Below are 23,803 nucleotides of genomic sequence, written 5' to 3'. Positions count from 1 at the left end.
GCCTCCCCAGCCGCCGTTCCAGCCATCCCAGCCCCAGCCACCGCCGGGAGAATACTGCGTCTGGTTGTCGATATAGGCGAGGAAGGTATGGCCCTGCGCATCGTAATTGCGGGTCGGCACACCAAACTGGCGCAGGACATCCACCTCGGACTTGCCGACCATGGAATCCAGAACCTTGCGCTGCTGAAGGGTCGGGACCTCACAGGCAGAAAGGCCCAGCAGCACCAGAACGGACAGCACGCCAACTTTTTTCATCATCTTCTTCCCCGACTGTGCCGCTGTAGAGCGGTCATGTTCCTCTTTCGACACGTTCTAGCCCTTCTGACGCAAAAGAAGGATTAAAACTCCTGCAAGTTCCGAAAAGATCAGGCCAACCACAAAATGTCACTGATCCGCGGCGCCCCTGTCGCCAGCATGACCAGCCGGTCAAACCCGAGCGCAATCCCCGAACAGGCTGGCAGATCCGGCAATGCTGCCAGAAAGGCTTCGTCCACTGGCCAGTCCTGATCCGGTGACAGACCGATACGGCGCTTGCGATCCGTTACAAAACGCTCCCGCTGCTCCACCGGGTCCGTCAGTTCCTCGAATGCATTCGCCAGTTCCAGCCCCCCCACATACAGTTCAAACCGCAGAGCCGCGCGCCCGTCCGCCGGGTCGCGTCGTGCGAGAGCGGCCTGTTCGGCAGGCCAGTGCGTCAGGAACGTCGGGCGTTCGCGCCCGATCACGGGTTCGACGCGCTCCAGCAGAAGCCGGAAAAACAGATCCTCCCACGTCTCCCCGTTGCGCAGACCAACACGCGCCTGCTCGGCAAGGGCCTCGGCATTTCCGGCCGTTCCCAGCAGATCCGCACCCACATAACGCGCAAACGCAGCCTGCATCGTCAGACGCTCAAAGGGGAGTGACAGATCAATGACATCCATCCCCCGATGCACCACAGGCGGCAGAAGAGCGCGGAGAAAATCTTCCGTTTCATCCATCAGGGACGACAGATCCGCACCCGGACGATACCATTCCAGCATGGTGAACTCTGGCGCATGCGTGTTGCTCGCCTCACCATTGCGCCAGACGCGCGCCAACTGGAACACGGCTCTCCCCGTCGCTGCTACAATCCGCTTCATCGCGAATTCCGGACTCGTATGCAGAAAACGCGGCTCGCAGGAGCCGTCGGGGCGTTCAAGCTCGGTTCGGAAGCACCGCAGATGGACTTCTTCTCCCGGAACGGGAACGGCGCAGGGCGTCTCGACTTCCAGATAGCCCCGTTCTTCAAAGAAGGTCCGAACGGATTTCACCATCTGCGAGCGGCGCTCAAGCAACGGCAGACGCTCGGCGATCCGGGCCGAATCAGCGGCCAATCCAGCGAACAATACGGTCATGGCGTCTATCGCTCCTGTTGCAAAACGGGGACCCGCACCGCTAGAGGCATCACATGCACGATATGGTCAAGACAGCCCAAAAGCATTCCACAAAACGCGCCACCCTCCGCACCCCCTCGGACCTGATCAACGCGGGGCTGGCGAACGAGGCGGACCGTTCAACGCTCGAAGCGGTGGGCGAACGCTTCACAATGGCCATTCCGCCTGCCTTTCAGGACCTGATCACCCATCCGGACGACCCTATCGCCAGACAGGTCATCCCCGATGCGCGCGAACTCGTCACGCTGCCGCACGAAGATACGGACCCGATCGGCGATGATGCGCTCTCGCCCGTTCCCGGAATCGTGCATCGCTATGCCGATCGTGCCCTGCTCAAGCCGCTGCTGGTCTGCCCGCTCTATTGCCGCTTCTGCTTCCGCCGAGAACATGTCGGGCCCGGCGGCGGCCTTCTGAATGATGCGCAACTTGAAACCGCACTGGACTGGGTGCGGCAACATCCCGATATCCGCGAGATCATCCTCACGGGTGGCGATCCGCTCATGCTGGCGCCCCGGAGGCTGAAGCACATCGTGCAGTCCCTGTCCGACATTCCCCATATCGAGACCATCCGCATCCATTCCCGCGTGCCGGTCGCCGACCCGGCCCGCATGACGGAAGAGCTTCTGGATGCCATGGAAACGGACCGCGCCATGTGGCTCGTGGTCCATGCCAACCACGCCAGCGAACTGACCCCGCAGGCCATGAAATCCATTCGCGCCGTGCTGTCGCGCGCCATTCCGGTCCTGTCGCAGTCCGTTCTGCTGCGCGGGGTCAACGATACGGTAGAAAGTCTGGAAGCGCTTCTGCGGGCGCTCCTGAAAGCGCGGGTCAAACCCTATTATCTGCATCATCTGGATGCAGCCGCCGGAACCGGACATTTCCATGTTCCGGTCGAGGAAGGACAGGCTTTGCTGCGGCAACTCCGCGGGCGGGTGACGGGCCTCGCCTGGCCAACCTATGTTCTGGACATTCCGGGCGGCCGGGGGAAAGTCCCGATCGGCCCGGAATATCTCAAGCCCGGCTCTCCGGGTGCGGTTTCAACACCTGACGGAGAGATTTGCGACTTTACCTGAAGCGAAAGAAAACCTTACTTCGCTTCGAACATATGCGTGGCATGCGTAATCGCGCCACCCGCGCGGATGGCGGCGGCCACAAGGGCGATTTCAGAAAGCTGAGCGTCCGTCGCACCGGCTTCGCGCGCTGCCTTCACATGAAGTTCAATACAATACGGACACTGGGTCGTCAGGGCGACCGCCACGGCAGCGAGCTGCTTGGTCAGGGCGCTGACGGCCCCTTCCTCGAAAGCTGCACGATCGAACTGCCAGAAAGCCTCCATGCCCTTGGAGGCATTGGCTTCGAGATGGGAAATGCGCGAGAGGTTCTTCATATCGTACATGCGTCTTCTCCTTGCGTTTCGCCCTGACCCTCAGGACGCACACACAGTCTGACATGACCTGCCCGGCGCGCGGCCCCAAGCCCCCTTTCCTTCACACTTTCCTGAAGTCCCCGCAGCCTACGCATCCCTTGTGCCTTGCTTAGAAGCCCCGTGCGGCGCTAGAAGCCCACAAGACGTGACAGAAAATCCCTATCCAAGGGTCATCAGGACACAAGCATGAAACAGCAAGCCAACCTTATCCGGGCCGGCCAGGTCATCGAGCACGACGGTCGCCGCTGGACGGTTCTCAAGCAGCAGATCATCACCCCGGGCAAGGGTGGCGCCTTCATTCAGGTCGAAATGCGCGACCTCAAGACGGGCAACAAGACCAACGAGCGCTGGAGAACGGCTGACTCCGTCGAGCGTCTGATGACGGAAGACAAGGACTACACCTATTCCTACATGGATGGTGACAATGTCGTCCTGATGGACCCGGAGACGTTCGAACAGCTGATCCTCGCCAAGGACATCTTCGGCGACCAGTTCGCATTCCTTCAGGATAACATGCCGCTGAACGTCAAGCTGGTCGAAGGCGACCCGGTGGGCGTGGAACTGCCGCCGCATGTGACGCTGGAAATCACGGAAGCCGACCCGGTGGTCAAGGGCCAGACGGCCAGCTCATCCTACAAGCCCGCCGTCCTGTCGAATGGCGTAAAGACGCTGGTCCCGCCGTTCATCGAAGCTGGTGAGCGTATTGTTGTCCGCACGGAAGACGCGTCCTACGTCGAACGCGCGAAGGACTGATCCGCCATGCGTCTCTCCCCGCACATGGCCGTCATGCAGGGCGCCGCGCAGAAGGCTTCGCGCCGTCTGCTCCGTGACTTTGCAGAGGTCGAACAGCTTCAGGTCAGCATCAAGGGTCCGGGAGATTTCGTCTCCCAGGCCGACCTGCGCGCCGAAACCATTCTCCGCGAAGAACTGAGCCGTGCGCGGCCGGGCTATGCCTTCCTGATGGAAGAAAGCGGCGCTTCGGGCGGGGATAACTGGACCTGGCGCTGGATCGTCGATCCGCTCGACGGCACGACGAACTTCCTGCACGGCATTCCGCACTGGGCCATTTCCATCGGCCTTCAGCGCAGACTTCAGGACGGATCGGTCGAACTGGTCGCGGCGGTTGTCTACAACCCCGCTGCCAACGAAATGTTCTGGGCCGAAAAGGGCGTGGGCGCGTTCCTTAACGAGCGTCGCCTCCGCGTCTCCGGCCGCCGCAATATGCTGGAAGCCGTTTTCGCAACGGGCATTCCCTTTGCAAAAGTCCCGAGCAGCAGCCGTCTGCCGTTCGCCCGCGTTCTGGGCGCACTGATGCCGCAGGTCGCAGGGATTCGCCGCTTCGGCGCCGCTGCCCTCGATCTCGCATGGGTGGCAGCAGGCCGCTACGAAGGCTACTGGGAATTTGGCATCAAGCCGTGGGACTGCGCAGCCGGTCTGCTTCTCGTTCGTGAGGCAGGTGGTTATGCGACCGATCCCGACGGCAACGAACTCCACGATCTGCCGGACGACGTGAATGTCGTTGCCGGAAACACCAACCTTCACGGCACCCTGCGCGCGCTCGTGCATGAGGCCCTGAACCGGGGTTGATCTCCCGGCGCTGACGAAACTGTCCTCACGCCCCATTGCGGGAGTCGTGAGGCGTCGTCTAGGATCGGCCTGACATGAACAGGCCGATCCTCTCCTCCCTTTCTCTGGCGGCCTTTCTGGCCTGCCTCTCGCTGCCCGTCGCACAGGCACAGGTCACCAGCAATCTGGATGATCTGCCTCAGGGCAAGCCAGCTCCCACTGCAAAAAAACCGGCCCCAGCGCCACATACGGCCCACACATCCGCCGCACACAGCGACACGAAGGCGGCACCCCAGAAAACCGCTGCGACGTCCACGTCTGCCCCAGCAGCCACTCCGGTCAAATCTGCTCCGGCGCATGAGACGGTTCCGGGCGTCCCTCCCGCTCCACCACCTCCCGTGGTGCTGCCCCCGCCATTCGTTCCGGTTCAGCTTCATCCGCCGGTTCCTCCGACGGACGTGACGGCCGTTGCCGATGCCGCAAGCCATACGGAATCGCTGCCTGACGGCGGACTGCGCGTTCTGTTCGCGTCCGGAAGCGACGCGCTGAACGCCGACAGCCTCAAAACGCTGCAGGCTTACGGAACCGAACTCTCCCATCACCCGGAAGAGCGGGTCGTGCTGATCGCCCATGCCACACTGCCGGGCGATGACGTGTCCATGCCGCGTCGCATCGCGCTGGCCCGCGCGCTTGCCGTCCGGTCGATCTTCATTCACGCAGGCGTGGCCACGACCCGTCTTTATCCCCGCGCGCTCGGACGTCCGGACGCCGGAGACAGTGCGCCTGCCGACCGGCTGGATGTTGTCATTGAGACAAATCCCGCAGACCCCTCACCTTCCGCAAACGGCCTGCCGAAATAACATCAGGAAAGACACGCCGTGACACGTCCTACGACCTATCTGCTCCGAATGGCCGTTTTCCTTGTCGCGGTCGGCCTTCTGGCCGCGACAATGGGCACAACCCTGCTTCAGGCCTTCAGCGCGAACCCGAAGCTCGATGCCATTATCCTCGGTGTGCTCCTGCTAGGCATCCTGTGGAACCTGCATGTCGTCCAGCGCCTCATGCCGGAAGTGCACTGGGTTGAACTCCTGCGCCAGCCTCGCGCCGGTCTGGCCGCGCCCAAGGCGCCCCGCCTGCTCGCGCCCATGGCCAGCATGCTGGCAGCCCGCAACCGGACGGACCGCCTGACGCTTTCAACCCAGACCACACAGGCCATGCTCGACAGCCTGTCCTCACGTCTGGACGAAAGCCGGGAAATCTCCCGTTACATGACCCAGCTTCTGATTTTTCTGGGTCTTCTGGGCACGTTCTACGGCCTTCTGCTGACGGTAAGTTCGATTGCCGGTGTCATTGGCGGCATGTCCGCAGGCGGCGGCGACATGGACGTCATGTTCAACCAGCTCAAGACAGGCCTTGCCGGACCGCTTGCGGGCATGTCCACGGCGTTCTCGGGCTCGATGTTCGGCCTCGCCGGCGCACTGGTTCTCGGCTTTCTCGACCTGACGGCCGGGCAGGCCCAGACCCGCTTTTTCAATGAACTGGAAGAATGGCTGGCTGGCGTCACACGCGTCACGGGCAGCACGTCCATCGACAGCGACGGCGCCCCTGTTCCGGCCTATGTTCAGGCCCTGCTCGAACAGACTGCCGAAAATCTGGAAACGCTCCAGAACGCCGTCTCCCGCAGCGAGGAAAACCGCGTCCGCGAGTTGCACATGCTCGACAGCCTTCAGGAACGTCTGCGCGGCATGACCGATCTGCTCGCCGCCAACCAGACGCTCATGACCCGCACCGCCGAAACCCAGACCGCCCTTCTGCGCCATATGGGCGATGACGGTCCGGGCTCTCAGGGAACGGCGCTCCTGCGGATCGAAACGCATCTCAGCCGCCTGATCCAGGAGCTTCATGAAGGCCGCGCCCAAACAATCGGCGAGCTTCGCAACGATCTGCGCGTTCTGGCCCGCACGATTGCCGCAGCCTCTGGCAACACGACGCCCTCCCCCGGCAGGCAGGACTGATCCATGGCCCGGCGCAGACGCGGATCCCACAACGCCCTCGATGCCTGGCCCGGCTATGTGGACGCCCTGTCCACCCTGCTGATGGTCGTCACTTTCGTTCTGCTCGTCTTCGTCGTGGGGCAGCAGTTCCTGTCGGTCTCGCTGTCACGACGCGAACACACGCTCGACGCCCTGCAAAAGCAGCTGGCCGAGCTGTCGCACATGCTGTCGATGACGGAAGACAAAAATAAAAGCCTCTCCTCAACCGTCGCCACCCTGTCTGACGAAAAACAGCATAATCAGGCCCAACTTCAGACTCTTTCGACACAGATCGCTGCCCTGACGGGACAGCTTCAGTCGAAGGATCAGGCCCTCGCCTCAGCAGACGACACAAGCAAACAGCAGAACAGCAAGATTTCTGACCTTCAGGCGCAGGTTGAAGAACTGACCCGCCAGCTTCAGGCGATCAGCAACGCTCTCGACCTCGAAAAGAAAAACGAGCAGGGCAAGGATGCCCAGATTGCGGACCTTGGTAACAAGCTCAATCTGGCGCTGGCCGACAAGGTCAATCAGCTCAAACGCTACCGGTCCGAGTTCTTCGGTCGCCTGCGGGATCTGCTGAAAGACCAGAAAGGCGTGAATGTCGTGGGAGACCGTTTTGTCTTCCAGTCGGAAATCCTGTTCCCTCAGGGTAGCGCCGATCTGACGCCGGAAGGCCGCAAGGAAATCACGACGCTTGCCCACACCTTCAAACAGGTCGCCTCAACGATTCCGACGGATCTTCCGTGGATTCTGCGCGTGGATGGTCATGCTGACCGCCAGCCGATCCACAGCGCATTTCCCAGCAACTGGGAACTGTCGTCGGAGCGCGCCATCACGGTGGTCAAACTGCTGATTGCCGAGGGCGTGGACCCACGTCATCTGGCCGCGACGGGCTTCGCCGACTACCAGCCTCTGGACGCTGCCAGCACACCGGCGGCCTATGCCAGAAACCGCAGGATCGAGTTCCGTCTCACGGACCGCTGATCCCACTCCCGCCTGCCTTTTCACAAAGGCAGGCTTTTGCGCAGATCTACTGACATTTCTGCGATAATCCCTTATGTAGCAGCCATGACCGATACCCCGCTCTCCCTTATCCGCAATTTCTCGATCATCGCCCACATCGATCACGGCAAATCGACGCTGGCCGATCGCCTGATTCAGGCCTGTGGCGCCCTGACCGCTCGCGAGATGAAAAATCAGGTCCTCGATTCGATGGAACTCGAGCAGGAGCGCGGGATCACCATCAAGGCGCAGACTGTGCGCCTGACCTATCCGGCCAAGGACGGCAAGGTTTACACGCTGAACCTGATGGATACGCCGGGCCATGTCGACTTCGCCTACGAAGTCAGCCGCTCGCTCGCTGCCTGTGAAGGCTCTTTGCTGGTCGTCGATGCCTCTCAGGGCGTGGAAGCCCAGACGCTGGCGAACGTCTATCAGGCGCTCGACGCCAATCATGAAATCGTCCCGGTCCTGAACAAAATCGACCTTCCGGCCGCGGAACCCGAGCGCGTCCGCGCCCAGATCGAGGAAGTTGTCGGAATCCCCGCCGATGACGCCGTCGAGATCAGCGCCAAGACCGGCATCAATATCGAAGGCGTGCTCGAAGCCCTCGTCCAGCGCCTCCCCGCCCCCACGGGCGATGCCGAAGCGCCGCTTCAGGCCCTGCTGGTCGATAGCTGGTATGATGCGTATCTGGGCGTCATCATTCTCGTCCGCATCAAGGACGGCCGCCTGAAGCGCGGCGACCGCATCCGCATGATGCAGACCGGTGCGACCTATCATGTTGATCAGGTCGGTGTATTTCTGCCCAAGATGCAGTCGGTCGAGAGCCTCGGCCCGGGCGAGATGGGCTACATCAACGCCGCCATCAAGACCGTCGCGGACTGCAATGTCGGCGACACCGTCACCCTTGACCGCCGCCCAGCGGAGAAAGCTCTCCCGGGCTTCAAGCCATCCATTCCCGTCGTGTGGTGCGGCCTGTTCCCGATCGACGCGGATGATTTCGAAAAACTGCGTGACAGTCTTGCGAAGCTGCGTCTGAACGATGCGTCGTTCCACTTTGAAGCCGAGACATCGGCGGCACTGGGTTTCGGTTTCCGCTGCGGCTTCCTCGGATTGCTGCATCTGGAAATCATTCAGGAACGCCTGTCCCGCGAATTCAATCTGGACCTGATCGCAACCGCCCCGTCTGTGGTCTACAAGATGCACATGACGGATGGCACGGTCGAGGATCTGCACAATCCGGCGGACATGCCGGAACTGAGCAAGATCGAAACCATTGATGAGCCTTGGATCAAGGCGACCATCATGGTGCAGGACGAATATCTCGGCCCGGTCCTGACGCTCTGTTCCGAACGCCGTGGCGTGCAGGTGGATCTGACCTATGTCGGCAACCGCGCCATGGCCGTCTATCGTCTGCCGCTGAATGAAGTGGTGTTCGATTTCTACGACCGCCTGAAATCCATCAGCCGTGGCTACGCCTCCTTCGACTATCAGATGGACGGCTACGAAGAGAGCGATCTGGTCCGCATCTCCATTCTCGTGAACCACGAACCGGTCGATGCCCTGTCGTTCATCTCGCACCGCACCGTCGCCGAGCAGCGCGGCCGCTCGATCTGCGGCAAGCTCAAGGATCTGATCCCCAAGCAGCTCTTCAAGATCGCCATTCAGGCCGCCATCGGCTCCAAGGTCATCGCCCGTGAAACGATTGGCGCGCTGTCCAAGGACGTGACGGCCAAATGTTATGGTGGCGATATTTCCCGTAAGCGCAAACTTCTGGACAAACAGAAGGAAGGCAAAAAGCGCATGCGGCAGTTCGGTAAAGTCGAAATCCCCCAGAGCGCCTTCCTCGCCGCCCTGAAAATGGACTGAGACCTGCCCCATGTCGAAAAGCGCCGCCATCCTGTTCGTTCACAACGAGGTTGATACGATCGGATGGTGGCTGGCCCATCACGCGACAGTCGGTTTCTCGACCCTGATTGTCTGTGACGATCATTCGACGGACGGAACCAGTACGGTCCTCTCAAACGCCGCCACGCTTTACGACATCCGGGTCCAGTCCGCCGATACGACGCTCCCCACACGACTGGAACGTCAGACCCGATTCCACGAAAACGCGCTCGCACAGGGGCGGAACGAGTTCGACTGGATGATGATTCTGGCGGCGGACGAATACCTGCATTTCGAGACCGCCCGATCCGTCGCTGAATTCACGGCTGCTGCGACCGGAACGACCATTCCTGTAAACTGGTGCCTGTTCGGCTCTTCCGGACGCCTGACGCCCTCGGCCTTCTCCCCGGTCGAGACCTTCACCCGTCATGGCCTTCTCGGCCTACCGGATCACCGCGTTATCCGACATCTTGTTCAGCCACGCTCTCTCGAAGCCGCCCTGCCTGATCCCTTTTCGGCGTTGGATAGAAATGCCGTCTGGGACGAAGCGCGGATTCTTCACTTTGCCGCCAGAGACCGGGAAAGTTTCTTCAAGCGCGATTCTAGCGCGACGCCCGAGCAGGCCTGGAACAACTTCGACCGCAATGATGCTGAATATGGCGGCGCAAACCGCTGGCTTCCCGAAAGCCGCCGGATCGCCTCATTCCTGACCCAGGCGTCGTTGACCGATCTTTATTGGCGCCTCAAGACCGTCATGACCCATGCGGATAAATCCGCTCTGCAAAAACTTGGCCTGACACCCGCTCAGCTTTCCGTGTCTTCGTCCTCCCGCTCACAACCGCAATTTCGTTTCTGCACGCTCGGGGAAACACCGCGTCTGATGCTGGATATGCAAACCGGCTCTTTCGTTCCTGTTGGAGCGACGGACACGGATTTCGGGCGCTATAATCCGCTCGTCATGGCTTTGGAAGTATCGGACACCGATATCTGGAACGCATGCCTGTTCGTGGAAAATCCACTGCCCGGCCGATATCTCCCGCTTGCAGGCTCGCCGACGCTCCTGCCCATAGTACCGCTCCGCATCAAAATTGCTGAAAACACCGTCCAGTCCCCCGTCAGCGGCAATGATATCCATATCGCCATTCCCGACCATCGCCTGAGGGAAATCGACGCTACGATGAGTCTCTACAGCCGCATGACATCTTTCATGGTTCTGACGGCGGAAGGCCATAACCTTGCAGGATTACTGCGCGGAATTGAAAGACTTCCCGCAGCAGATGCCAGCGCCCTGGGATGCGCGGTTGCTATGCTGCCGTTCGAGGAGGCCGAGCGCCTGTCCGATGCTTTTCCGGGTGTTGTCCCAAGGAATGTGCGGCCGGCCCGACCGCCTCAGACCTGAGAACTGGCGCTATTGCGGAACAGGTCAAACGTCAGGACTGCCCCAGCCGTAACAGCCTCACACTGCGCCACGTCGCTCTCGTTCAGAGAGTGCTCCAGATGTGCCAGAAACTCAGGCCATTCCCCTTTCTGATGAAACGCCGACAGATACGCCCGGGGCAAGCCCTCAGCCACACGCGCCGAAAGCACCCGGCCGCCAAGGCGTGATCCCTCCAGAACATACAGCACGCCCAGCGCTATGCCGTCATGCTCGGGAAAGATGTCCTGACGCGCCGCAGGAACTTCAAGCCCCATCTGCCGCAGATCCTCCTTCAGCAGTTCCGAGCGTGAATGCCATGATGGCAGCACACTCGGATGCTTCGCGAGATAGGTCTCGGCCGTCAGAAGCGCGCCTGCATGAGCTGTCAGAAACGCACCGTAGGATTCTCGATCTGCAAGATTGAAACGCGAAAAAGCTTCATCCACGGCTTCATGCGCCTTTCGGCTGACACGTCGCAGTTCCGCAAGGCCTGAGCCGCCCTGACTGCCGATGCGTTCAACCGTGTCCATCCGTCCCGATCTTCCTGTCTTTTGTGAAACCGTTTCTGGTTCTGTCCGTAATTAGAGTGACTTGCAACAACCAGATCCGTCTCGACACACCACAAATTCCGGAGAAACGCCGTTGAGCAGCACCCCGCCCCGAACGCCGTCCCCTTCTGACAAACCTCTCGCCGGGCGGGGGAAGCGACACCGGCGCCTGAAAACCGCTGGCGGTATTGTCGGAGCGCTGGTGGCCGCCCTCATCGTGCTGATCCTGATCTGGCAATGGGACTGGTTCGTTCCCTACATTGACCGCAAGGCCACAGCAGCCCTGCATCGCCCCGTCAGCATCGCGCATCTGCATGTTCATCTTGGCTTCAAGCCAACAATTACGGTCGATGATCTGAAAATCGGCCAGCCCGAGGGCTTCGGAAAAGAAAAAGACGACTTTGCCTCGGCTCACGCCATCACGGTCAAGATCGATGCATGGCGTTACCTGACAGGTGGCGGTCTCTCCGTGCCACTGATCCGTGTCGACGCACCAAAAGGCGACATCGTTTCACTAACTGATGGCACGAACAATTATACGTTCCCCTCATCGTCCGATACATCCTCCCAGACAGCGTCACCTTCAACAACATTGCCCAAGCTCGGCAAGATCGAGATCAATGACGGCGATGTCCGTATAGCGATGGCAAAGCTGAAGACGGACATGCACGTCCTTATCCATACTGTTCCGCCAAAAGACGGCGATGACGGGCATATCGTCATTGATCTTGAAGGCCGCTACGCCCGCGCACCCATCACGGGTCATATCGTTGGGGGCGCCCTTCTGGACATCACAGACACCACGCATCCCTATCCAATCGACGGACGCCTCGCCAACGGCCCCACCTACATCACTCTGCGCGGCACGGTTGACGATCCGATCCACTTCCGCGGTACCAATCTTGCACTGCATTTTGCCGGTCCGGACATGGCGCTCCTTTACCCCCTGACGGGCGTACCCATTCCGGAAACCCCGGCCTATAGCGTCACCGGCAATCTGGCCTATTCCGACCGCGCAATCCGTTTCCAGAAATTCGAAGGCCATATGGGCTCTTCGGATATCGGCGGAGACATCAATGTCAATCCGCATCAGAAACCGATCTTTGTGGATGCGGCCCTTCATTCCCATCAAGTGGATCTGGCGGATCTGGGCGGCTTCATTGGCGCACAGCCCGGCGAAGCGAAAAAAGCCGAACCGGCCAGTACCCGCGTACTGCCTGACAAGGCCATCAATGTCCCGAAACTCAATGCCGCCAACGTGCATCTAACCTATCACGGCGATCACATCCGCAATAAAAACTGGCCTCTGGACAATATTGATACCGAACTCGACATCCATGACGGCGCCATTGACCTCAAACACCTGACCTTTGCCACCGGGACAGGAACCATTTCCGCAAATGCTACGCTTGAGCCGACCAAAAACGCGCAGTTCCACACCCGCTTCCGTCTGGACGTCTCCCGCCTTCCCCTCTCCCGCATCATGACATCCAAGGACATGTTCCAAGGTGAAGGCACTATTGGCGGTCATGTAACGCTTAATTCGACTGGCAATTCGGTCGCAACGCTGGTCGAAAACGGCAACGGCGGGACGACACTGGTTCTGGACCGCGGGGGGGATGTGACGGCCCTTCTTCCCGATCTGCTGGGGCTCAAGCTCGGCTCGGCCATTCTGTCTGCGCTTGGAATTCCGGATCGCTCAAAACTGGAATGCCTCGTGGCGGACCTGCCGCTCAAGAACGGTATTGTGCATACCGATGCAATGCTCCTGCAAACCGGTACTACCCGGACAAGCGGCACTGGCACCGTCAATTTTCATAAGGACACACTGGACTACGCCATCACCACCCGCTCGATCGGACCACAGATCCTGTCCCTGCCCGGCGCGGTCCATATTTTCGGCCCGATCAGCAGCCCCACAATTCTGCCCGGTGCGGAACTGATCGGCCGCGTCGCAGCCTCTGTGGGGCTTGGGATCGTCTTTCCGCCAGCAGCTCTGATTCCGACCATCCAGCTTGGTGTCGGCAAGGGCTCGGCCTGTGAAAAAGCCATTCTGGAAGCCAATGAACATCCCGCCGCCGGGATCGCACCCGGCGCCACCACAGGCTCAGGCCCCAGCAGCATCCCGCACCCAGCACACCCACAGACAGCAATGCATCCGCAAGCCTCACACCACCGCCTGTCTCCGGCAGAGATCCACAAAGCATGGGAGAAAAAATCGAAACCGAAATGAAAAGATACGCTCCGGGTCGTGGCAGAACCAGCTTTTTTGACTATAGCTTGGCCCAGCTATCCCCTGCTCCCGGAGTGTCCGCTTGCTGCTATCCAGACTCGACCGCTGGTTCCATATCACGGCCCGTGGTTCAACGATCCCGCGTGAGGTCATTGCCGGACTGACGGTCTTCGGGGCCATGGCCTATATCGTGGCCGTCAACCCGGCCATCCTTTCGGCGGCGGGTCTGGATCGTCACGACATGGTCATGACCACAATCGCGGGTGCCGTCGCCGGAACGCTGCTAATGGCGCTCTGGGCCAGACTGCCCATCGCCCTTGCCCCCGCCATGAGCAGCAATGTCCTGTTCGCGCAGGTTGTCGTACAGCAGGCCCATGTCAGTCCGCGCACGGCCTTCACGGTCGTCCTGTTCAGCGGATTATGCTTCACCGCCCTCTCCCTGAGCCAGATCCGCCAGCGCATCATCCGTGGCTTTCCGCCCTCGATTGTGCTCGGGATCCAGATCGCACTCGGTGCCTTCATCGCCCGGATCGGCCTGATGACGGGCGGCATCGCCGTTCCTTCGCCCGAAGGTCTGACATTTGGCTCCCTGAGCAACCCGTCCGTCCTGCTCAGCATGGCTGGCGTCGTCCTGAGCGCCATTCTCGTTGTCTTGCGCGTCCCGGCCGGATTGCTCCTCGCCATCCTCACCATTACCATCGCCGGACTGTTCATCCACACGCCCTCAGGTCCGATCACGCATCTTCCAGCCCAACTTCTGGACTGGCCGCATTACCCGACAAACCTGTTCCTGCCCTTCGATTTCCACGAATATTTTTCCCATCTCGGACTTCTCGTCCCCATCACGCTCTATTTTCTGCTGAGCGATTTTTTCGACGCAACAGCGACCATGATGAGCGTCGCCCACCGCGCAGGCCTGGACGGAACGGTTGAAAAACCTGCGCTCGACCATCGCGCTTTCGGCTCTGATGGAGCGGCCAGCATCATCGGCGCCTCGCTCGGAACCTGCACGGTCTCCGCCTATGTCGAGAGTCTGGCAGGCGTGGAAGCCGGTGGCCGCACGGGCCTGAGCGCGCTGGTCGTCGCTGTCCTGTTTGCCCTGTCCTCCGTTTTCTGGCCGCTCATCACCGCCATTCCCGCGATCGCCACAGCGCCCGTGCTCATTCTCGTGGGCCTGAACATGCTCGGCAGCCTCAGCCGCGTTGCGGAAACACCCGCAGAAGCCATTCCGCCTCTGATGATGCTGCTGATCGCAGGCGTGACCGGCAACTTCATGCTGAGCCTGTCCTGCGGCCTGCTGATCTACACCGCGCTCGCCGTCGCCACACGTCAGTTCCAGCGCCTAACGCCAATCGTCCTCGGTCTGGACGCCGCCTTCGTCTTTTACATGGTTCTTCAAGCACACATGGGAGCATGAAGACTTTTTAAAGCGCGGTTTTAATTCTTTTTTCATAGCTTCCGGGCAGGCTGCCTCGCATGACTTCCTGCCCCCCCAGTCCGCGCCACGTCTTCATCGCCACGCCCTGCTTCGGTGGCACCATCACACTGAATTACATGCAGTCCCTCATCGGCTGCATGGCCACAGCACCGGCCCATAATCTGCAACTCACCCTGTCCACAATCGGCAGTGACGCCCTCATCACGCGGGCCAGAAACACCCTTCTGCATCAGTTCGTGACCATGACCGATGCCACCCATCTTCTTTTCATCGACAGCGATATCGGCTTTTCCATAACCGACATTCTCGCCCTGCTGGATGCAAACCGCCCTCTGATCGGAGGAGCCTATCCCCTGAAATCCCATTACTGGGACCACGATACAGACCGTTTCATTGCCGCTGGCGAAGACCGCCGGACAGCCAGTCTGCGCTATGTCGGAGACTGCACCGCCCTGCATGACGGCAACCCCTCGGAAGATATCGTCACCGTCTCCTATATCGGAACCGGCTTCATGCTCATGACCCGCCAGATGGTCCTCGACATGATCGCCCACTATCCCGAAACCCGTTACAGCCGCATCGACGCGAAGTCCGAAGGTCAGACTTCGCAAGCACCCTCGTCAGACGCCTATGCCCTGTTCGACTGCCTGATAGACCCGGAAACCCGGACCTATCTTTCCGAAGATTTCGCCTTTTGCCGCCGCTGGATCACAATCGGAGGAAAGGTGGCCCTCCACCGCGGTCTGTCCCTGACCCATACGGGCAGCACGACGTTCAGAGGCGACCTGTCCACGCGAACGCTGCCACTTTCTACACCCTGAACTTGAAACGACCTGTTTTCCGGCATCATCTGCCACTATTCGGTCATATTAAACCGGTTTAAACAGTCACGCGGTGTCGGGAGCGTGATGCATACATTCCCCGACACCGCTCCCACTCTCTTCAGACCATAACCGCCTGACGGAAAAACGGGATGTTGGCCACAGGGTCAGCCGCCCCTGCAGCCGTGTTGTAATACTGCTTGTGAAAACGGCTCAGAACGGCCGGATCGCTCGACGACGGCAGGGAGACCGGCGTCCGGTAATACCGGATGCGGGCCATTGCCGAGGCATATCTCAAATTGGAAACAAGCTGCGCGCTTCGGGGCAGATCCTGCGAGAGCATCCCCTCCAGAATCCGCTCGAACCTCCTGCCAGCCGGATAACACAGAAAGTTGACCCAGCAGTCGTCATGCGTCGCGGGTTCCATCTGCCACAAACCCAGAGCCGGGCCCCCACCAATCTGCCGGACATATGTCCCCCGACTTTCCGCAAGCGCCGTGCCCGTCACCAGATTGACCGCAACGTCCCCATCTAGCCCGAGCGCCGCCAGTGCTGGAGCAACTACCAGATGCTTGAGCTGGCCTGCATCAATTCCACTCATGGCATCTCCTCACTTCGTGGTCAGGGACAGGGCGACATGCACCATGCCCGTCCCCAGAATGGATGTGACCAGTGTGATGATCCCAGTAATGACCGCCCGCCCTCCGATCAGCCGGTCCAGCTTCCCGTTAACCACGCGATTCCCCTCATCAACCTTCGTTTCCAGCAGCTTCATCTGATCCCGTAGCGACGAGATTTCCTGCCGCATCTCGGTGCGCAATTCCTCATATCGATCCGAAAGCCCCCCCGCGATCGTCTCCAATCGCAGAACCCGATCTTCGAGCATCCGAAGCGTATAAGCGCGTCTCTCATTTCCATCAGCCAGACTGACTACCTGGCCTTCCCCGTCCGACATGCCGTCCCCCAAATAAAAAAAAGCGCTCCCCGGAAGGAACGCTTTTGTGGCATTAAGCCATTAATATAGAAACAAGCACCTGATTTATCAATGAAAACCTGAAACCTTCAGGCAAGCGCACCAAAAGCCGACTTGGCCCCCTTCGGAGATAGGCGCATAATTGCGTCCTATGACTGTTCTTCCGACAGAAACACTTCTCGATCTGCGTGGTCTGGCCTGCCCCATGCCCGTCCTCAAAGCCAATCGCGCCCTGCGTGACATGGCCCCGGGCGCGAAGCTGCGCATCCTCGCCACCGACCGCGCCTCAGTGGCGGATTTCCAGTCCTATTGCCGCGAAACCGGCCATGCGCTCATTGCGTTCACGGAAACCGCAGGCATGCTTTCCTTCGTGATCCGGCGACGTGCAGAAACGTCACCCTCCTGAGGAAACTCCAGCGTTCCCGTGTGCGGGGCTGGCAAAAACTGTCTTCTGCCTGTAATCCCCTCGCTACCTTGTTCCAAAGTGTGCCTTGAGGCTTTTCATGCCCGAACCCATTGATTCCCCCATGGATGCCCTGTCTTTTGAGGATGCCCTGTCCGAACTGGAGAGGATCGTCCGTGGCCTTGAAGGCGGTCAGATGAAACTCGAGGACGCTATTTCCGCCTATGAACGCGGTGCTGCCCTGCGCAGACATTGCGATGCGAAGCTGGGAGAGGCCGAAATGCGTGTGCGTGCCATCGTGCAGAACGATGACGGCACGACAGGCACGGAGCCTCTTGCCGATACCGGAGACTCCGGCCGATGAATGCCCCTACCCCGTCTGTTTCCCTGAAAGACGCGCTTTTCCGCGCCTGTGCCGAAATCGAAAGCACAATCGACGCCCTTCTGCCCATGGTTCCGGGAGACGAGTCTGTTCTTCTGGACGCCATGCGTTATGCCGCCCTCGGCGGCGGCAAGCGTCTGCGCGGTTTTCTGGCTGTCGAAGTTGCGACACTGTTTGGCGCAGACCGTGAAGCCGCCCTGCGCGTTGCCGCGTCGGTCGAACTGCTGCACGCCTATTCGCTGGTCCATGACGATCTGCCGTCCATGGACGACGACGACCTGCGACGCGGTCAGCCGTCCACACACAAGCAGTTCGACGAAGCGATCGCGATTCTGGCAGGTGACGCCCTGCAGACCCGTGCTTTCGAAATTCTTGTCGAACCCGAAACCAGTCCCAGTCCGTCTGTCCGTGCCAATCTGGCCCTCGCCCTTGCGCAGGCTTCGGGATCGGCTGGCATGGTTGGCGGTCAGGTCATCGATATCCGTGGCGAAGGCCGCGCCCTGCCGCTGGATCAGGTGCGCCGTCTGCACGCCCTGAAAACCGGCGCCCTCATCCGCTATGCCGCCGAGTCCGGCGCCATTCTGGCTGATGTGGACGATGAACGCCGCGCCGCCATCGTCGCCTACGGCCGCGATCTGGGCACCGCGTTTCAGGTCGCCGATGACGTTCTGGATTCTACCGCTACCGCCGAGGAACTCGGCAAAACCGCTGGCAAGGACGAAGCCAGCGGCAAATCAACCTATGTCTCCCTGCTTGGCATCGACGGTGCCCGCGCCGAAGCCCGTCGCCTGAGCGACCGGGCCCGGGAGGCTCTTTCATCTTTCGGTGCACAGGCCGACGCCCTCAGGGCACTGGCAGATTATGTCGTCGAGCGCAGGAACTGATCCCATGAGCAAGAATTCCTCTACGATTCCTACCTATGGCCGCTATCCCGAACTGGATCGCGTCCGCTTCCCTGCCGACATGCGGAACCTGTCCGTCGATCAGCTCAAGCAGCTTGCCGACGAACTGCGCTCGGAAACCGTTGACGCCGTCTCCACCACGGGTGGCCATCTTGGCGCCTCTCTTGGCGTGGTCGAACTGACCGTTGCCCTGCACGCCGTCTTCAACACACCGGACGACCGCATCATCTGGGACGTCGGCCATCAGGCTTATCCGCACAAGATCCTGACCGGTCGCCGCGACCGGATCCGCACCCTGCGCCAGCCCGAAGGCCTGTCCGGCTTCACCCGTCGTTCGGAAAGCGAATACGACCCGTTCGGCGCAGCACATTCCTCGACGTCGATCTCGGCTGGCCTCGGCATGGCCGTTGCGCACCATCTGCGCGCGGAAGAAGACCCGAGCTATCACGAGCGTAACGTGATTGCGGTGATCGGCGACGGCTCGATTTCGGCTGGCATGGCCTATGAAGCCATGAACAACGCTGCAGTCGCAGGCCCCGGCGCAAACCGCCTGATCGTGGTGCTGAACGACAACGAAATGTCGATCGCACCCCCGGTCGGCTCAATGTCTGACTACCTGTCGCGCCTGATGTCTTCGCGCCAGTTCTTCAGCCTGCGCGATCTCGCCGGCAAGGTCGCGAAGCGCCTTCCGGGCAAGATCGAGCGCACCGCCAAGCGCGCCGAAGAATATGCCCGCGGCCTGATCACCGGTGGCACGCTGTTTGAAGAGCTCGGCTTCTATTACGTCGGCCCGGTCAACGGACATGACATGAGCCAGCTCGTGCCGATCCTGCGCAATCTGCGCGATGCCGACGATCAGGGTCCGATCCTGCTGCACATCATCACCGAAAAGGGCCGCGGCTACAAACCCGCTGAAGCCGCCGGTGACAAGTATCACGCTGTCAGCAAGTTCAACGTCGTCACGGGTGAGCAGAAGAAGGCTCCGGCCGGTCCGCCGAGCTACACTTCCATCTTCAGCCGCGAACTGATGCGCCGCGCCAAGACCGACGACAAGCTCGTGACGATCACCGCGGCAATGCCGTCCGGCACGGGTCTGAGCGCGTTTGCCAAGGCCTATCCGGATCGCTTCTTCGACGTGGGGATTGCCGAACAGCACGCCGTCACTTTCGCCGCCGGTATTGCATCCGAAGGCCTGCGCCCGTTCTGCGCGATCTATTCGACCTTCCTGCAGCGCGCCTACGATCAGGTCGTTCACGACGTGGCGCTCCAGAACCTCCCCGTCCGCTTTGCCATCGACCGCGCCGGTCTGGTCGGTGCCGATGGCGCCACCCATGCCGGTTCGTTCGACCTGAACTACCTGTGCTGCCTGCCGAACATGGTCGTGATGGCACCGTGCGACGAGATCGAACTGCTGCACGCTACGGCGACGGCCTGTGAATATGACGCCGGACCGATCGCCTTCCGCTACCCGCGCGGCAACGGTATCGGGCTTGATCTGCCGGAAAAGGGCGAAGTTCTGGAAATCGGCAAGGGCCGCATCGTCCGCGAAGCCCGCCGCGCTCCGAACGCCCGCGGTGGCGTCGCCATCCTGTCGCTTGGTCCGCGCCTGCATGAATCCCTGCGCGCCGCAGATCAGCTGGCCGCACAGGGCGTGCCCGTTACGGTCGCCGATGCCCGTTTCGCCAAGCCGATCGACAAGGCTCTTGTCGAAGATCTGGCCAACCAGCATGAAGTCTTCATCACGCTTGAAGAAGGTGCCATTGGTGGCTTCAGCAGCCTCGTCGTGCAGCACCTTGCCGAGACCGGCCTGCTGGACAAGGTGAAGTTCCGCCCGCTCGCCCTGCCGGATCGTTACATCGACCACAACACGCAGGACGCCCAGTACGAAGAAGCCGGCCTGACCGCGCCGAACATCGTGCATGTCGCAGCCACGGCTCTGGGCGTGGACGTCGCCCAGCAGTCCGCCTGAGCGACTGATGGCCAAACGCCGCGCCGACCAGCTCCTTGTTGACAGGGGGCTGGTCGAAAGCCGGACGCGGGCACAGGCCCTGATCATGGCTGGCCTCGTCTATACAAGCGACCGCCGGATCGCGAAGGCTGGCGACCAGCTTCCCGAGGATGCCCCCCTTGCCCTCAAAGGGCAGGACCATCCCTGGGTCTCGCGCGGCGGGCTCAAGCTGATTCACGCCATTGAACATTTCGGGCTGGACCCGAAAGGCCGTATCGCCATTGACGTCGGCGCCTCGACCGGAGGCTTCACAGACGTCCTCCTGACCCACGGTGCCGAAAAGGTCTATGCCGTGGATGTCGGACACGGACAGCTTGCCTGGAAAATCCGTTCGGACGAGCGCGTCGTCGTCATGGAAAAAACGAATGCCCGTGCTCTGACGGTCGAACAGATCCCCGAGCCCGCTGGAATCGTCGTCTGCGATGCAAGCTTCATCGGCCTGCGCACTGTCCTACCCGCAGCCCTTGAACTCACGACCCCGGATGCCTGGGCCGTAGCCCTCATCAAGCCGCAGTTCGAAGCGGGACGCGGCGAGGTTGGTGCGAAAGGCGTCGTCCGCGACCCTGCGGTTCATGAACGTGTCTGCGAAGAAATCCGGGAATGGTTCGCCACCCTCCCTGGCTGGGAAGTCCTCGGGATCGAAGCGAGCCCCATCACCGGCCCCGAAGGCAACCGCGAATTCCTGATCGCAGCCCGCAAAACCGATACGACACAGCCCACCGCCGAATAGTTTTCCAAAACGGTTTTCCCGGAAAGACCGCGCTTTTCCTTTGGAACTGCGGGTCTTCTCCGTGCTATGGCTCCGCCGTCATGACAGCCGTAATCCATCCCGACATCCGCCCCCGAATCAATTCCGTCGCCTCCGACGACCTGAACGCCGCCGAGCGCGAGCGCATTCATGCGAAATCCGCTCTCTTCGCACCGCCCGAGGCGCGTCTCGCAGACGGGCGACGCGATCTGGTGGGCCTGTCACGCGAAGAGCTGGCCGCGCTCATGACGGATATCGGCGAGAAGCCCTTCCGCGCCAAGCAGCTCTGGCATTGGATTTACCATCAGGGTGCGACCGATTTCTCGGCCATGACCACCATCGCCAAGCCGATGCAGGCCAAACTCGCCGAACATTTCGTCGTCAGCCGCCCCGAGACCGCAACCGAACAGACCTCCGTGGACGAGACGCGCAAGTTCCTCTTCCGCTTCCGCGACGGTCAGGAAGCCGAAACCGTCTATATTCCGGATCGTCGGGAAGACCGAGGTGCTGTCTGCATTTCCTCACAGGTCGGCTGCACCCTGTCCTGCACCTTCTGCCACACCGGCACCCAGAAGCTTGTCCGTAACCTCGGCCCTGCCGAGATCGTCGGTCAGTTTATGGCCGCCCGGGACAGCTATGGCGAATGGCCCAGCCCCAGCGCGGACATGCCACGCTATCTCTCCACGATCGTGCTGATGGGCATGGGTGAGCCGCTCTATAATTACGAAAATGTCGCAAAAGCCATGCGGATCATCATGGATGGTGAAGGCATCGCCCTCTCCCGCCGCCGCATCACGCTCTCAACATCCGGCGTCGTTCCGATGATGGATCGCTGTGGCGAAGAGCTTGGCATCAACCTCGCGATCTCCCTGCATGCCGTGACGAACGAACTCCGCGACCAGATCGTCCCGCTCAACCGTAAATATCCGATCGAAGACCTGATCGCCGCCTGCCGCCGCTATCCGGCTGCGTCCAATGCTCGACGCATCACCTTCGAATACATCATGCTCCGCGGCGTGAACGACAGCGAAGCCGATGCCCGCGAACTGGTCCGTCTGATTCGCGACCTTCCAGCCAAGGTGAACCTGATCCCGTTCAATCCCTGGCCTGGCTCGGACTTCCAGCCGTCCAGCCGCGCGCAGATCGCGAAATTCGCCAATATCGTGATGGACGCAGGGTTCGCCTCTCCCATCCGCGCAGCCCGTGGACAGGACATCCTCGCAGCCTGCGGCCAGTTGAAAACCGAAAGCGAACGCCAGCGCCGTACAGCCGTATCCGATACCTGACACGCGCCCGGTTTCCCTCTGTCGGCTGAACTGCTAGAAACGCTCCTCAAACGAAACACACCAAGGACCACACCGTTATGAGTGCCCACCAGGACGTCAAGAAAGTTGTGCTCGCCTATTCTGGCGGCCTGGACACTTCGGTTATCCTTCGCTGGCTCCAGAAAACCTATAACTGCGAGGTCGTCACCTTCACCGCCGACCTCGGACAGGGCGAAGAACTGGAACCGGCCCGCAAGAAGGCCGAGATGTTCGGCGTCAAGGAAATCTTCGTCGAGGATCTGCGCGAAACCTTCGTCAAGGATTTCGTGTTCCCGATGTTCCGGGCCAACACGCTCTATGAAGGCCAGTACCTGCTGGGCACGTCCATCGCCCGTCCGCTGATCGCACAACGCCAGATTGAGATTGCCGAAGCCGTCGGTGCCGATGCCGTGGCGCATGGTGCGACCGGCAAGGGCAACGATCAGGTCCGTTTCGAACTTGGCTATTATTCGCTCAAGCCGGACGTGAAGGTCATCGCACCGTGGCGCGAGTGGGATCTGACGTCCCGCACAAAGCTCCTCGCCTTCGCTGAAGAGAACCAGATCCCCGTCACGAAGGACAAGCGCGGCGAAGCCCCGTTCTCCGTGGATGCGAACCTTCTGCACTCCTCTTCCGAAGGCAAGCTGCTCGAAGACCCATCGATCGCAGCCGAAGAAATCGTTTTCCAGCGCACGATCTCGCCGGAAGCTGCTCCTGACGTCGCAACCGAAATCGCCATCGACTTCGTCAACGGTGACCCGGTCGCCATCAACGGCGTCGAAATGACTCCGGCAACCCTGCTGACCCGCCTGAACGAACTGGGCCGCGACAACGGCATCGGTCGTCTCGACATCGTAGAAAACCGCTTCGTCGGCATGAAGTCCCGCGGCATCTACGAAACGCCGGGCGGCACGATCCTGCTAGCTGCGCACCGCTCCATCGAAAGCATCACGCTCGACCGCGAAGCTGCCCATCTCAAGGACAGCATCATGCCGCGCTATGCCGAAATCATCTATAACGGCTTCTGGTTCTCGCCCGAGCGCCGGATGCTTCAGGCCCTCATCGACACCAGCCAGCATTCCGTGACCGGGCGTGTCCGCATGCGTCTGTACAAGGGCAATGTGACCTGCGTTGGCCGTGAGAGCCCGAACAGCCTGTACGATACCCGCGTCGTGACTTTCGAGGACGACGAAGGTGCTTATAATCAGCAGGATGCACAGGGCTTCATCAAGCTCAACGCCCTGCGTCTGCGGCTCGGCGGTCAGATCGGCCGTCGCGGCGGCACGCTCTGACTTCT

General features: G+C 60.8%; 23 protein-coding genes and 1 pseudogene. 18 read left to right on the top strand and 6 right to left on the bottom strand.

Features of this window, described 5'->3' with window-relative positions:
• Positions 1 to 255, bottom strand: a pseudogene (locus JK176_RS06430) (hypothetical protein); the annotation flags it as partial.
• 110 nt (positions 256 to 365) lie between these two features.
• Positions 366 to 1,373 carry an EF-P lysine aminoacylase EpmA gene (gene epmA, locus JK176_RS06425; protein WP_211587077.1) on the bottom strand — a complete coding sequence of 336 codons (1,008 nt, stop codon included), beginning with the start codon at positions 1,371 to 1,373 and terminating at the stop codon, positions 366 to 368.
• Between the two features lie 53 nt (positions 1,374 to 1,426).
• Here epmA and JK176_RS06420 point away from each other — a divergent pair, with 53 nt between their 5' ends.
• The gene (locus JK176_RS06420) at positions 1,427 to 2,485 is read left to right on the top strand and encodes a lysine-2,3-aminomutase-like protein (protein WP_211587075.1); all 1,059 of its coding nucleotides are present in this window, start codon (positions 1,427 to 1,429) and stop codon (positions 2,483 to 2,485) included.
• A gap of 14 nt (positions 2,486 to 2,499) precedes the next feature.
• Here JK176_RS06420 and JK176_RS06415 read toward each other — a convergent pair whose 3' ends face one another.
• Positions 2,500 to 2,808, bottom strand: a complete 309-nt coding sequence (locus tag JK176_RS06415; protein ID WP_099286815.1) for a carboxymuconolactone decarboxylase family protein — start codon at positions 2,806 to 2,808, stop codon at positions 2,500 to 2,502.
• 216 nt (positions 2,809 to 3,024) lie between these two features.
• On the opposite strand from JK176_RS06415, the gene efp reads away from it, so the two are divergent.
• The 7 genes from efp to JK176_RS06380 all read left to right on the top strand — a co-directional run bounded on the left by efp (position 3,025) and on the right by JK176_RS06380 (position 10,728).
• Positions 3,025 to 3,591, top strand: coding sequence for an elongation factor P (gene efp, locus JK176_RS06410; protein WP_062032946.1), 567 nt, complete (start codon positions 3,025 to 3,027; stop codon positions 3,589 to 3,591).
• Between the two features lie 6 nt (positions 3,592 to 3,597).
• On the top strand, positions 3,598 to 4,425 hold the full coding sequence (locus JK176_RS06405; protein WP_099286816.1) for an inositol monophosphatase family protein: 828 nt from the start codon (positions 3,598 to 3,600) through the stop codon (positions 4,423 to 4,425).
• Between the two features lie 74 nt (positions 4,426 to 4,499).
• Positions 4,500 to 5,264 carry a hypothetical protein gene (locus JK176_RS06400; RefSeq protein WP_211587074.1) on the top strand — a complete coding sequence of 255 codons (765 nt, stop codon included), beginning with the start codon at positions 4,500 to 4,502 and terminating at the stop codon, positions 5,262 to 5,264.
• An 18-nt stretch (positions 5,265 to 5,282) separates the two neighbouring features.
• Positions 5,283 to 6,419, top strand: coding sequence for a flagellar motor protein MotA (locus JK176_RS06395; RefSeq protein WP_211587070.1), 1,137 nt, complete (start codon positions 5,283 to 5,285; stop codon positions 6,417 to 6,419).
• 3 nt (positions 6,420 to 6,422) lie between these two features.
• Positions 6,423 to 7,424, top strand: coding sequence for a peptidoglycan -binding protein (locus tag JK176_RS06390; protein WP_211587068.1), 1,002 nt, complete (start codon positions 6,423 to 6,425; stop codon positions 7,422 to 7,424).
• An 84-nt stretch (positions 7,425 to 7,508) separates the two neighbouring features.
• The gene (lepA, locus tag JK176_RS06385) at positions 7,509 to 9,311 is read left to right on the top strand and encodes a translation elongation factor 4 (RefSeq protein WP_194268006.1); all 1,803 of its coding nucleotides are present in this window, start codon (positions 7,509 to 7,511) and stop codon (positions 9,309 to 9,311) included.
• A 10-nt stretch (positions 9,312 to 9,321) separates the two neighbouring features.
• Positions 9,322 to 10,728, top strand: coding sequence for a glycosyltransferase family 2 protein (locus JK176_RS06380; RefSeq protein WP_211587067.1), 1,407 nt, complete (start codon positions 9,322 to 9,324; stop codon positions 10,726 to 10,728).
• Here the strand turns inward: JK176_RS06380 and JK176_RS06375 are convergent.
• Positions 10,719 to 11,276 carry a biliverdin-producing heme oxygenase gene (locus JK176_RS06375; protein ID WP_211587066.1) on the bottom strand — a complete coding sequence of 186 codons (558 nt, stop codon included), beginning with the start codon at positions 11,274 to 11,276 and terminating at the stop codon, positions 10,719 to 10,721. The genes JK176_RS06380 and JK176_RS06375 overlap by 10 nt on opposite strands.
• A 112-nt stretch (positions 11,277 to 11,388) precedes the next feature.
• On the opposite strand from JK176_RS06375, the gene JK176_RS06370 reads away from it, so the two are divergent.
• The 3 genes from JK176_RS06370 (at position 11,389) to JK176_RS06360 (ending at position 15,786) form a co-directional block, all read left to right on the top strand.
• Complete coding sequence (locus tag JK176_RS06370; protein WP_211587065.1) at positions 11,389 to 13,527, top strand: AsmA family protein; 2,139 nt, start codon at positions 11,389 to 11,391, stop codon at positions 13,525 to 13,527.
• Between the two features lie 85 nt (positions 13,528 to 13,612).
• Positions 13,613 to 14,944 (top strand): NCS2 family permease, encoded by a 1,332-nt coding sequence (locus tag JK176_RS06365; RefSeq protein WP_211587104.1) that lies wholly within the window; start codon positions 13,613 to 13,615, stop codon positions 14,942 to 14,944.
• A gap of 59 nt (positions 14,945 to 15,003) precedes the next feature.
• Complete coding sequence (locus JK176_RS06360) at positions 15,004 to 15,786, top strand: hypothetical protein (protein WP_211587064.1); 783 nt, start codon at positions 15,004 to 15,006, stop codon at positions 15,784 to 15,786.
• Positions 15,787 to 15,907: 121 nt separating this feature from the next.
• Here the strand turns inward: JK176_RS06360 and JK176_RS06355 are convergent, their stop codons facing one another.
• Together JK176_RS06355 and JK176_RS06350 are read right to left on the bottom strand one after the other, a co-directional pair.
• Positions 15,908 to 16,387, bottom strand: coding sequence for a hypothetical protein (locus JK176_RS06355; protein ID WP_099286824.1), 480 nt, complete (start codon positions 16,385 to 16,387; stop codon positions 15,908 to 15,910).
• A gap of 9 nt (positions 16,388 to 16,396) precedes the next feature.
• Positions 16,397 to 16,741: a hypothetical protein gene (locus JK176_RS06350; RefSeq protein ID WP_099286825.1), complete on the bottom strand. Its 345-nt coding sequence runs from the start codon at positions 16,739 to 16,741 to the stop codon at positions 16,397 to 16,399.
• Positions 16,742 to 16,910: 169 nt separating this feature from the next.
• Between JK176_RS06350 and JK176_RS06345 the strand changes: the two genes are divergently transcribed.
• The 7 genes from JK176_RS06345 to JK176_RS06315 all read left to right on the top strand — a co-directional run bounded on the left by JK176_RS06345 (position 16,911) and on the right by JK176_RS06315 (position 23,798).
• Positions 16,911 to 17,165 carry a sulfurtransferase TusA family protein gene (locus tag JK176_RS06345; RefSeq protein WP_194262381.1) on the top strand — a complete coding sequence of 85 codons (255 nt, stop codon included), beginning with the start codon at positions 16,911 to 16,913 and terminating at the stop codon, positions 17,163 to 17,165.
• Between the two features lie 97 nt (positions 17,166 to 17,262).
• Positions 17,263 to 17,526: an exodeoxyribonuclease VII small subunit gene (locus JK176_RS06340; RefSeq protein ID WP_211587063.1), complete on the top strand. Its 264-nt coding sequence runs from the start codon at positions 17,263 to 17,265 to the stop codon at positions 17,524 to 17,526.
• The gene (locus JK176_RS06335) at positions 17,523 to 18,428 is read left to right on the top strand and encodes a polyprenyl synthetase family protein (protein WP_211587061.1); all 906 of its coding nucleotides are present in this window, start codon (positions 17,523 to 17,525) and stop codon (positions 18,426 to 18,428) included. Before JK176_RS06340 ends, JK176_RS06335 begins: the two co-directional genes overlap by 4 nt.
• Before the next feature lie 4 nt (positions 18,429 to 18,432).
• Entirely contained in the window at positions 18,433 to 20,415 is a 1,983-nt protein-coding gene (dxs, locus tag JK176_RS06330) for a 1-deoxy-D-xylulose-5-phosphate synthase (protein ID WP_194268001.1), read from the top strand.
• 7 nt (positions 20,416 to 20,422) lie between these two features.
• Complete coding sequence (locus tag JK176_RS06325; RefSeq protein ID WP_211587060.1) at positions 20,423 to 21,184, top strand: TlyA family RNA methyltransferase; 762 nt, start codon at positions 20,423 to 20,425, stop codon at positions 21,182 to 21,184.
• A gap of 80 nt (positions 21,185 to 21,264) precedes the next feature.
• Positions 21,265 to 22,488, top strand: coding sequence for a 23S rRNA (adenine(2503)-C(2))-methyltransferase RlmN (gene rlmN, locus JK176_RS06320; protein WP_211587059.1), 1,224 nt, complete (start codon positions 21,265 to 21,267; stop codon positions 22,486 to 22,488).
• Positions 22,489 to 22,565: 77 nt separating this feature from the next.
• Positions 22,566 to 23,798: an argininosuccinate synthase gene (locus JK176_RS06315; protein WP_211587058.1), complete on the top strand. Its 1,233-nt coding sequence runs from the start codon at positions 22,566 to 22,568 to the stop codon at positions 23,796 to 23,798.
• Positions 23,799 to 23,803 lie beyond the last annotated feature (5 nt).

Source organism: Gluconobacter sp. Dm-73 (assembly GCF_018256215.1).
In the GTDB taxonomy this organism is placed as follows: Bacteria; Pseudomonadota; Alphaproteobacteria; order Acetobacterales; family Acetobacteraceae; genus Gluconobacter; species Gluconobacter cadivus.
This window is presented reverse-complemented; position numbering and strand designations above follow the sequence as displayed.